Here is a 10,748-nt window from a genome sequence, read left to right as displayed (position 1 = left end):
CATTATACGATGCACGCACATCGTCTTAACGAGTTTGATAATGCCACATCTAACTGAAAACGAAACCTTTTTCTTTCATTTTTATTCTAAGTGCTCGCATAACCACCACTCCGCTAGTTTTTCCATCATGTTCGGCGTTTTCAGAGTGAATAAAATGTGACTAAAATCTCTAAAAAAGGAGGGCGAGAAATAATAGTAAATGTCATGTTGCTTTTTGCGATAAATCCGCCTTAATTTATAAACCTGTTTCAGTGGTGCTTGGTTGTCATAAATCTCCTGAAAATTAAGGAATTTGGAGTGTTAACATAAACTGATTTTTATTCGTGTTTTAGCATCCGATAATAACAATCTGAATGCATAAATTTAACTTATCAGCCTGTCAAAACATTCAGTAAACTAATCCCAAATGAGTAGAGTTATAGACACTTATAAGCCTTTGCAGAAAAAAGTAACGAGTTCAGTTGATAATTCACGCAAAAGTCTCGTCATTCCGTCTATCGTTTGGTACATTTGCCGCACATTTTGTCTCCCCTAAAATACCCATGCCTTCTCAGTTCCGAATTAACAAAATTGTTGAAATTGGTGACACTCTTCACCGCAGTGGCTGTGCTCCTTACAAGCTAGAGAAATACACTCAATTCTATGCAAAAAAGCATGGTGTTGATGTGATGATCCAAGCTACGCCAACTGCGATTAACTATCAATTTCCAGACGATAACAACGCCGTTATTCTTAAGCGTCTAAAGCCTGCGTCAATTAACCTGAGTTTGTTGGCCAATACGATCATTCGTATTAACCAGCCAAGTAGTGAGCCTGTACCAGAGCCTGTCGGTTACTCAAAATTTGTGACGGCACTTGCCAATATGGGAATTCCGCCAGCGTATTTGATGCTGGTGGGCAGCACGTTGGAAGCGGTGGGCTTTTCTGCCTTATTGGGTTTGATGGTTTGGGTATGTCAGCAAGTTCTTCATTCACGTCGTGCTATCGCGGTTGAATTCATCTCGGCACTGTTAACGGGTATCTTTGTTGCGTTTCTGGCGAGTACAGGGTTGCCGATTCCGGTGTGGGCGTTGTGTATCGCCTCGATTGTCTTGTTTGTCCCCGGGTTATCCATAGCTAACGCATTAGAATGTTTGGCGTTTAATGACTTGGTTTCTGGTACCAGCTTGCTAGGGCAGAGCGCCTTAACCCTGATTAAGCTGTTTGTCGGGATTATCATGGGGCTCAACATCGGTGAAGCGATATGGGGACAAGCGGTCTCCATCGACTATACCAACGCGGTACCGATGTGGATGCACATATCTGGCTTGGTGCTGATCTCTGTGTCTATCGGTGTGATGTTCAATGCTCGCCCTAAAGACATCTTACTTGGTTTGCCAGTTGCCGTTCTCGGTATGTGGGGCCCATTCTATCTAGGTTTTGATAGTGGTTGGGTTGTCGGCACTTGGGTGACGACGGTTCTTATTACTTTGTACGGAACTTGGATTGCCAAGAAGATGGAGCTCACGGGTTCTATTTATATCGTGCAAGGGATCATCATCTTGGTTCCGGGTAGCCGAGTATTAGTGAGTGCCAGCCAGTCGGTGTTTGAACAATCGATTCTGCCTATCCCGAGTATTGGTTTGTCGGCGTTATTCATGTTCTCTGCAATCGTGGCAGGGCAAATCACCGCTTACTCGATTTACTCACCAAAAGTCGAACGTTAAACCGTTCCGCTTCTCAAGTTTTTAAACAAACACAGCTTAGCGGCTGTGTTTGTTCGTTTTAGGTACGGATCTTTTTTAAGACAATTAACTCTTCGTAAAACTTGTTAGATTTATGCTCGCTAAGCCTGACAAGAGCCATTAAAATGGAACAAATTCTATTTAAATGAAGTATTAACGTATGTCTTTACCTCCTTGCCCGCAATGCCAATCTGAATATGTCTACCCAGACCAAAACAACCTAATCTGCCCTGAGTGTGCCTATGAGTGGAATCCAGAAGAAGAGCGTTTAGAAAGAGAAGCCGCGCGTGTTAAGGACGTAAATGGCGTTGTATTGGAAAGTGGCGATAAAGTTACCTTCATTAAAGATCTAAAAATTAAAGGCAGTTCTAGCGTATTGAAAATTGGTACTAAAGCTGTGATTCGACGCATCAATGAAGGCAAAGATCACCAACTAGATTGCAAGCTGGATGGTGGCGGTGAAATGCTGGTTACGGCGAAGTACGTTAAGAAGCAGTAACCATTGTTTCAAATAATTGTCGTAAATCTTCAATAAGTTTAAGTCGCTTCTCGACATACTGATTCGCATATTAAAACGCAATAATTTTAGAGAATTAAGATGATTAGAGAGTACAACCCAGCTGATATTGAGGTCGTTTTAGATATTTGGTTAACCGCCTCGATCAAGGCGCATGACTTTGTGGCTCCTGAGTTCTGGGAGTCTCAAGTAGGTAATATGCGCGACATATACATTCCTGCATCAATAACTTACGTGTATCAAGTAGACGGTGAGGTTTGTGGCTTTTATTCGCTTTATGAAGGTATCTTAGCGGCGATATTTGTGAGCCCACAGCATCAAGGCTGTGGTGTTGGTAAGCAACTTATCCAACACGCGAAGCTTGAATGCCCGAATCTGTCTTTGAATGTGTATAAAGAGAACCAAGCGACCATTGAGTTCTACTTGTCTCAAGGTTTCTCTATTGTGAGCGAACAAACTGATGAGCACACAGGACATCAAGAATACACCATGCACTTATCTTAAGCTTGATAACTAAACCCGGTAGAAAAGTAACAGGAATCAACATCATATGGACATGGTTAAAGCTGCTCTTTCGCATTCAACAAGAGCTGCTCAGTCATCAGATTATGAATTTCTGTTCGAGCTAAAAAAGGCGGCTGAATATGAGCCAATCAAGGCTGTTTTTGGCTGGGATGACCAAATTCAACGAGACATACACGCCGAAGAGTGGGCAGAGGAAAGGCCTGAAATCATTGAGTATCAGGGCAAAGCGATTGGCAGTGTGTTGCTGCAAGATAAAGGTGACCACTTCTACTTTTGCCGATTTTTCTTGCTGCCTGAATATCATGGTAAGGGCATTGGTAGCCAAGTACTGAAAGATTGCTTAACTAAGGCTGACAGCCTCAATAAACCCGTCGAACTTTGTTACCTAAAAGGTAATCGAGTTGGGGAGTTGTACTTGAGGTTTGGCTTTGAAATCACCTCTCAGAACGAGCAGTTTGTCTATATGTGGCGTAAATAGACACTCATTCAAAATGATCACACCGTGTCGGTAACTTGATAGGCACCTGACACTTATCTAACGTAAAACCTTGTAAAGCTCCCTATGCTTGATGACTAAGCGATTACACTTAGAAAAGATCGAGCGTAAGGGAGTGTGCAATGAATTATTACCCGACTTCAAAAATCGTGGGTGAACAAAGGTTTGGCTTTGGGCCAAAACTAGGTCAAACAACCTATTATTCTCCTGTAGAACAGTTGGATAAAAAGCCATTCGTTCACCAAGCTATACAAGACTTACCGAGTACTGAATCTACTCTGATTAAAGTAGGAGAGAATCGTGTACAACGAATGAAGGCCAAGGGTGACGAACAACAGATGCAAGCCACGAAGAAAGAAGCGCAGTCTTTTCTTCGAACGCAGTATCGACAACAAGCTCAAGCTCGCCACCTACAAAGTGTTGAAACTCCTTATGGTTTTCAAGAGCGCATCATTCAGTTTTGGAGCAATCACTTCGCCATCTCGGTCGATAATCGAAAACTGATGCCCTTGGCCGCCAGCATTGAAAACGATGTGGTTCGCCAGCATTGGAATGGTAACTTTGGCGAGATGCTGATGGCTTCTTCTAAACATCCTGCGATGCTTCTGTATCTCGACAATCAACTCTCGATTGGTCCCAATTCAAAAGTCGGAAAGCGCCGTAATAAGGGGCTCAATGAGAACCTCGCTCGTGAGATCTTAGAACTCCACACTCTTGGCGTTGACGGTTCTTACACTCAGCAAGACGTCATTGCCTTAGCAAAAGCGATTTCAGGCTGGGGCATTAAATTCAAATCTCCTGATGCTGGGTTTCGATTTGCTAATAACCTGCATGAGCCAGGAAGTATCACACTGCTTGGAAAGGCTTATTCTCAATCCGGCGTCTCGCAAGGAGAGTCGTGTTTAAAAACCTTAGCGACCCACAAAGACACTGCTGCGTACTTGGTTGGTAAGCTGTGCCAGCATTTCATTGGCGACATACCTAAAGAACTCTCAGAGCAAATGGTTGCTGAATATCTGAGAGGCGAGGGGAATTTACTGCCTGTTTATCGCTTGTTATTGAACAGTGCTGAGGCGAGTAAACCTAACCCTAATCGTTTTAGACCGCCGAAGGAGTGGCTGTTTGCCGTTCTTCGTAGTGCCGATATTTCTTTAAACGAGAAACAGGCATTCAATGCACTCAACAATTTAGGGCAGCCTCCTTTTAAACCGGGTTCACCTGCAGGCTGGTCGGATCAAGACAGAGACTACAATAGCCCTTCGGCGTTGACTCAACGTATGCAAGTTGCGAATAGGCTTGCGTCTGCTGCAATAAAATCGGCTAAAGCGTCAGGAGTTAAGCCGAAAGCGGTAGTGGATAAAGTGATCGCGGGTTTATATGGCGATGCTATTGATGAACACACCCAAATTGTATTGAACAAAGCCGACAGCGCTGCAATGCAACTTTCCCTGTTGTGGCTAAGTCCGCAGTTTCAATATCGTTAGGAGTGGGTATGAAAAAGTCAGATTGTTCTCAGAATAAAGCGCCACATAGTATTAACCGCCGCCAGTTCATGGGTATTGCGGCGGCTGTTGGCGTCAGTGCGATGCTGCCATTTCCAAGCTTTGCCAAAACAGGTTCAGACAATATCTTCATTTGGGTATCACTGCGTGGCGCGATGGATGGTTTAAATGTTGTAGTGCCGCATGCCGATCCGGATTACTCTAATTTGAGACCCAACATCGGATTAAAACCTGAACAGCTAGTGAAGTTGGATGATTTCTTTGGGCTTCACCCATCCCTAAAGCAATGCCATCAATGGTATGAGAGTAACGAACTCAGCTTTGTACACGCTTGTTCAACCGCTTATCGCGAGCGCTCACATTTTGATGGACAGAAGATATTGGAGAATGGCACTTCCGACCCGTTTAACACCGTAGGGTGGATTAACCGTTTACTCACGTTGAGCTCAGAAAAATACGATGGAATAGCGATTGATTCGGGCTTACCACTCATCATGCAGGGCGAATCGACCGTTGCAAGTTGGTACCCAAACCGCTTAAAAACACGTGATAAACAAACGGAATTGCTGGAAGAGTTGTTTCAAAGTGACCAAATGCTGTCTTCAAACTTTGAAAGTGTCATGAAGATAGATCAACTGGTGGGAGACCAAGGTGTCGGCAAACAGTTTAAATCATTGATGGGTAAAACAGGCGACATATTATCGGCTGATAACGGACCAAACATCGCAGCGTTAGAATTGGGTGGATGGGACACTCACGCCAATCAAGGCAACGTAAATGGACGGTTGAGTAATCAACTTAAAACTTTGGATGGTGGGTTAGCGGCTCTCAAGACTTCACTAGGTGATCGTTGGCAGAAGACAGTGATCATCGCGGCCAGTGAATTTGGTCGAACAGCAAAAGAAAACGGCACCAAAGGCACCGACCACGGCACTGGCAACGTCATGTTTGTTGCGGGTGGTGCGCTGCCATCGTTGAAAGGAGTGGGGGGTAAGGTTATTGCCAATTGGCCGGGCTTGAGCCAAAGCCAGCTATATGAGGGCCGAGACCTTAATCCAACGACTGATATGCGCTCGGTTATCAAGGGCGTGCTCTACCAACATTTATCGGTAGAAGTGAAACAACTCAACATTATCTTCCCTGATAGTGCCGATATTAGACCGATGAATCTTGTTTAGAGATTTACCAAGACCCTGTTAGATGCGATTCAGTCGTTTGAATCGCATTCTATTTCTGACTCGCTTGTTTACGATTTAATTGCCAACAGTGCTCCGAACGTCACTAAGCCAAATCCACACGCTTGATTAAGCCTTTTCTTTGCTCTCAATAGATGCTTTTGCAATGTACTCGAAGTAAACAGCATAGCGACAATCCCAAACCACAAGCCGTGAAGAACGATCATGTAAAGCCCATAGCCGAGTGCGACATGCTGGTTTTCTGCATCAGGTGAGATGATTTGGCTGAAGATGCTCAAGAAGAACAACATGGTTTTTGGGTTGAGCACGTTACATAAAAAGCCTTGGGCTAAATAGCGCCAAACACTGGTGCTTTGCTTTGTATCTTCGATAGGTGCAAGCTTGTTGTCTGCACTCAAGATACCTTTTAGCCCTAGATAAATAAGGTAGGCTGCACCTGTGTATCTGATCATGTCAAACAGCTGCTCATTCTGTGAGATTAAGTAACTGATCCCAAGCATTGAATAACTGATGTGAACACAAATCGCTAAACTCACACCTATTGCAGTCCAAATCCCTGCTTGTCTTCCTTGATTGACACTGTTTTTCAAAACTAAAACGAAATCAGCTCCTGGACTAATAACAATCAATAGTCCCAATACTGCTAGGCTTAACCACTCCATAATGACTCCAACTCTTTATATTTGATGAGCGAGTATTGTATGGTTTTTTATTGCTGACTATAATCGAAATGAACTCCATCTATCTGTGAGAAAAAATCACACATGAGACATTTGAAAGCATTTCATATTTTCCACATAGCAGCGCATTCGAGCAGTTACAGTGATGCGGCGGATAAACTCAATATCACACATGGCGCAGTGAGTAAGCAGATCAAGGTATTGGAAAATCACTTATCTCACGCCTTGTTCTATAAACAGGGCAGGAATGTGTGTCTCACCAAAGAGGGGGAATTACTCAAAGGTTACACAGAGCAAGCGTTCCAAGCCTTGGAAACTGGAGTCCACAAGCTTAATCAGCTGAATCATCACGCGTTGGAGGTTTCATGCGAACCCACATTGACCATGCGTTGGTTAATGCCTCGACTCGGTGATTTCTATAACGAATCCGGAATTGATGTCCGATTGTCTACCGCAGGTGGACCTGTGACATTAGGCGCAACTGGATTAGATATGGCCATTCGCCGAGACGACTTCAACGTAATCGAGCATTATAAACAGATTCCGTTAGTTGAAGAGTGGGTTGGCCCTGTGTGTTCCCCGGGTTACTGGCAACAGGTCAAAGACAAGTTAGCCGATGTAAAATTACTGCACAGCAGCACGCGACCAAACGCTTGGAGCCACTGGGCATCCATCACCAAAGATAGTGAATTTGATAGCCGAATGGTGCCGCAAGCTATTTCAAACCAAACCTTTGCACACTTCTATTTTTGCTTTCAAGCGGCCGTTGATGGGTTAGGAGCGGCTCTTGGCTCTTATCCATTGGTGGTTGATGATTTGAATAGAGGCAACTTAATCGCACCGTTCGGCTTTGTGCCTTCCGGTCATCAGTACATATTGCTCACACAAGATGACAAGCAAGATGAACCAGAAAGCCCGTTTGTGGTTTGGCTAAAGAATGAGTTGTCACAGTGTGTTCCAACTTTATAGGAACGACATCCGACCTAGAAGTGTGCTTGTCTTATGTCAGGCTCTAGTTCGTTGTTGTGGAAATCACTCAATAGGCAAAGACAGCACGCCACCATTGAGTTCGACTTGTTTTAGCCATTCGGTTGGAATTTCGCCATCTCCTTCGTAGAAACACGCCGCTAATACCGCGCCAATTACAATCGCACGACCGCAGCTGTCACCACCACATAAGATGTTGTCGCGAATGCCTTGTTGATAACTCTGAGCACCTGCAATGATGCGAATCAGCAAGGGGAACGCGGCACTCAGTTCACAATGCAATCCAAACTTATTCGCGGCATCTGTAATCGAAAGCTCAGGATCAGCCAGTGCTTCGTCGATTTGATCGTGTATGAACTTGCTACAAGTTTGTCGCACCATTTCTACCGATTGCAGTGGAGAGTTGCCTTGAATTGCCGCTTGAACCAATAAGGTGATGGCTTGTGCCCATTCCACGGCTTTGTCGTTGTTGTTGGTCACTCGTACCGCACTCTCTACCATTGCCGGTAAGGTGTGAGAGGTGTAAGTACACGCCACTAAAGGAATTAGCTTTGAAACAGCAGGTAGCTGGGTGTCATCAGCGCCACAGGCTGTGATTGGAGCTTCTGTTAGCTCTAGTTTATGTATGTTCAGCAAGCTCATACGAGTCGCTTTATCAATGTAACCTTGCCAACTGCCACCAAAATCAAACCAGAAACGGAAGTGCTTAATGTAACTCGCTTCGTCGTAGTGTTGATTATCGGCTAGGCTATCGACCATCGCCAATAACTGAGCACCGTATTGTGATTGGTCGCCAGCGGTTTTACCTTGGTGGGCGAAGTAGCCTTTGTCTTGATAATCGAACTGGTTTGGTGAGCGAAATTCTGGTTCAAAACCCGCCACGTGCAAGATCCTCTCTTGGTCATACAACCAATGCAGCCCCATGGAAGCGGCGTCTCCAACCAATGCGCCAACAACGGCGTAAAAAGCTCTTTCTTTATGATTGTCCATGCTGAGTGAAGTCCTTGAGAAGATCCAATGGAATTTGATACTTCAAGTATAGTGACTAAATGATGGGTTTGCTGTGTTTCAGTAGAGAGTTTTCAAGCAATTAATCCTGATTGGTCAATGAGTTAAACCAATCAGGGTAAGTGGATGAATATTATGACTTAGGTGGCTATGTTGACATCTAACAGACGCTTGAATACACGTCTAAATAAACAATGACACTAGCGGTTAAGGTAAACACTAGAGCGCTGCTCAATCACTTTGAAAAGACGTGAAAGCGCAAAGCACAAAGCAAAATATACGAAGCCAACAATGAGCCAGATCTCAAAGATCAAACCTGAAGAGTTTGCCATTTCAGTACCAACAAACGTCATCTCTTGGATAGAAATCAGAGACACAATCGACGTGTCTTTAACCAAGGAGATCGCTTGGCCAGCCAATGGAGGTGTGATGGCCGTTAATACTTGCGGTCCAACCACAAATCGATACTTAGACAATGCAGACAAGCCAAGTGAATCGGCGGCTTCCCATTGGCCTTTAGGAATACCTTCTAAACCCGCTCGAATCACTTCCGCAATATAAGCCGAAGAGAGCAAACCAATACAAATAACACCAGATGCTAAGTTTTCCCAAAGGTTAGCTGGGCCGAACAGAAAACCTTGAACAGCGTTAATCTCGCCATTATGTTCACGTAAGATACTTTCTAAACCAAGTAATGGAATCAGTTGGTTAGAAACGAAGAAATAGAAGATGAAGACAAACACCAGTGGCGGAATATTTCGAACCAACTGGATAAAAATCAGTGCAGGCGTTCTGAAGAAAGCGATTTTGGAGTGCCTTGCGACACCAAGTAATGTGCCAAAAGAGAGTGCTAACACCATGCTCCAGACACTCAAGCGCAGTGTGGCGATCAAGCCTTGGAAAAAGTACGGGACGTTACCTTCGGATGGCGGAATAAAAATCAGGGTAAACGCATCTTCCCAGCGCCACTGGTAGTTAATACCAACAGCAGAGCGATAATAAAGCCAGCCTGCAAACACACAAATGACAGCGAGTAACACACCATCTAAAAGAGTAAGGCGTTGATACCAAGGCTTCATATGAACGTTGGGCTTAGGTGTTGTTAATGCGCTAGTACTACTCACGTCATTCCTGTTTAAACATTAATTATTATTGGGTTGTTGCTTGGATCTAAGACGAATCAAATAAAGCGACTTAAAAAGGCTACTTAAATCGTCGATGAGAAGGCAGTGCAAACAGTGCACTGCCTTGATTTAGATTCGACAGATTAGCTCATATTAAAAAGTGAGCTCAACTTCAGATTACTGACCTTGAGCAATCTGGTCTTGCCAATCTAAAGTAGAGAACCAGTACTCGTAACGCTCTTTCAACCAACCGTCTTCAGTACGTGCTTTGATCCATTCGTTGAAGAACTCTGCCTTGTCAGTTTCACCCAGGCGAACTGCAAATGCTTCGTTACCTTTGGATAGACGCTCTTCAAATGGAATAAATAGCGTGTCTGCGTTTTTGATCGCTTCGTGTTCTGGTTTCGGGCTAGACGCGATAACCGCGTGCGCGTTGCCGTTTAACACTTCTTGGAATGCTTGAGCATCGTCATCGAACTGTAGAACTTTCGCTTTAGGGAAGGTTTCACGAGCCACTTGAACTGTGAACGCACCACGACGAGCAGCAATTTTCACGCGACGAGAATCAAAATCAGAGATCTGAGTAAAACCTTCCGCTAGCTCTTTATTAGCAGCCAGTTGAACACCAGAGTGCGAGTATGGTTCAGTGAACAGTACGCTTTTAGCTCGCGCTTCAGTAATAGACATACCGCCGATGATCACATCAAACTTCTTCGATAATAGAGAAGGGATAATGCCGTCCCATGCCGTAGGTACAAATTCGACTTTCCAACCTGAATCTTCGGCAAGGCGTTTCGCCACGTCGATTTCAAAGCCAACGAGATCGCCTTGTTTGTTACGCATCGCCCAAGGAACAAATGTCGACATACCAACGCGCAGTGAGCCACGTTCGTTGATTTTATCGAGGTTAGGCGTTTCAGAAGCAAGTGCAGGCAAACTTACGGCAAGCGCAAGTAGGGCTGTAATCGCGGTTTTAAATAGCTTCATGC

The 10,748-nt window shown here is 44.4% G+C and carries 11 protein-coding genes; 7 read left to right on the top strand and 4 right to left on the bottom strand.

Translation table 11 applies throughout. The features are described from left to right. Positions 1-542: 542 nt before the first annotated feature. The 6 genes from AB4558_RS16640 to AB4558_RS16615 all read left to right on the top strand — a co-directional run bounded on the left by AB4558_RS16640 (position 543) and on the right by AB4558_RS16615 (position 5,942). The gene (locus tag AB4558_RS16640) at positions 543-1,706 is read left to right on the top strand and encodes a threonine/serine exporter family protein (RefSeq protein ID WP_004731486.1); all 1,164 of its coding nucleotides are present in this window, start codon (positions 543-545) and stop codon (positions 1,704-1,706) included. 178 nt (positions 1,707-1,884) lie between these two features. Then, positions 1,885-2,223, top strand: a complete 339-nt coding sequence (locus AB4558_RS16635) for a zinc ribbon domain-containing protein YjdM (RefSeq protein ID WP_004731484.1) — start codon at positions 1,885-1,887, stop codon at positions 2,221-2,223. A 99-nt stretch (positions 2,224-2,322) separates the two neighbouring features. Beyond that, the gene (locus tag AB4558_RS16630; RefSeq protein ID WP_017067098.1) at positions 2,323-2,745 is read left to right on the top strand and encodes an N-acetyltransferase; all 423 of its coding nucleotides are present in this window, start codon (positions 2,323-2,325) and stop codon (positions 2,743-2,745) included. Between the two features lie 46 nt (positions 2,746-2,791). Continuing rightward, the gene (locus tag AB4558_RS16625) at positions 2,792-3,244 is read left to right on the top strand and encodes a GNAT family N-acetyltransferase (protein WP_372074764.1); all 453 of its coding nucleotides are present in this window, start codon (positions 2,792-2,794) and stop codon (positions 3,242-3,244) included. Between the two features lie 140 nt (positions 3,245-3,384). Next, positions 3,385-4,746, top strand: coding sequence for a DUF1800 family protein (locus AB4558_RS16620; protein WP_102320746.1), 1,362 nt, complete (start codon positions 3,385-3,387; stop codon positions 4,744-4,746). A gap of 8 nt (positions 4,747-4,754) precedes the next feature. Beyond that, the gene (locus tag AB4558_RS16615) at positions 4,755-5,942 is read left to right on the top strand and encodes a DUF1501 domain-containing protein (protein WP_102394537.1); all 1,188 of its coding nucleotides are present in this window, start codon (positions 4,755-4,757) and stop codon (positions 5,940-5,942) included. Between the two features lie 68 nt (positions 5,943-6,010). Here the strand turns inward: AB4558_RS16615 and AB4558_RS16610 are convergent, their stop codons facing one another. Continuing rightward, on the bottom strand, positions 6,011-6,622 hold the full coding sequence (locus tag AB4558_RS16610) for a LysE family translocator (protein WP_372074767.1): 612 nt from the start codon (positions 6,620-6,622) through the stop codon (positions 6,011-6,013). Positions 6,623-6,724: 102 nt separating this feature from the next. Here AB4558_RS16610 and AB4558_RS16605 point away from each other — a divergent pair, with 102 nt between their 5' ends. Then, positions 6,725-7,609: a LysR family transcriptional regulator gene (locus AB4558_RS16605; protein ID WP_372074769.1), complete on the top strand. Its 885-nt coding sequence runs from the start codon at positions 6,725-6,727 to the stop codon at positions 7,607-7,609. A 63-nt stretch (positions 7,610-7,672) separates the two neighbouring features. Here AB4558_RS16605 and AB4558_RS16600 read toward each other — a convergent pair whose 3' ends face one another. The 3 genes from AB4558_RS16600 to AB4558_RS16590 form a co-directional block, all read right to left on the bottom strand. After that, on the bottom strand, positions 7,673-8,617 hold the full coding sequence (locus AB4558_RS16600) for an ADP-ribosylglycohydrolase family protein (protein ID WP_372074771.1): 945 nt from the start codon (positions 8,615-8,617) through the stop codon (positions 7,673-7,675). A gap of 218 nt (positions 8,618-8,835) precedes the next feature. Beyond that, on the bottom strand, positions 8,836-9,759 hold the full coding sequence (locus AB4558_RS16595) for an amino acid ABC transporter permease (RefSeq protein WP_372074773.1): 924 nt from the start codon (positions 9,757-9,759) through the stop codon (positions 8,836-8,838). 177 nt (positions 9,760-9,936) lie between these two features. Further along, positions 9,937-10,746, bottom strand: coding sequence for a transporter substrate-binding domain-containing protein (locus AB4558_RS16590; RefSeq protein WP_017093706.1), 810 nt, complete (start codon positions 10,744-10,746; stop codon positions 9,937-9,939). Between the last annotated feature and the right edge of the window lie 2 nt (positions 10,747-10,748).

It is taken from the genome of Vibrio sp. 10N.222.51.C5, assembly GCF_041474575.1.
GTDB classification, from domain to species: domain Bacteria; phylum Pseudomonadota; class Gammaproteobacteria; order Enterobacterales; family Vibrionaceae; genus Vibrio; species Vibrio crassostreae_C.
Note: the sequence above shows the minus strand (reverse complement) of the source record. Positions and strands in the feature narration are given on the sequence as shown.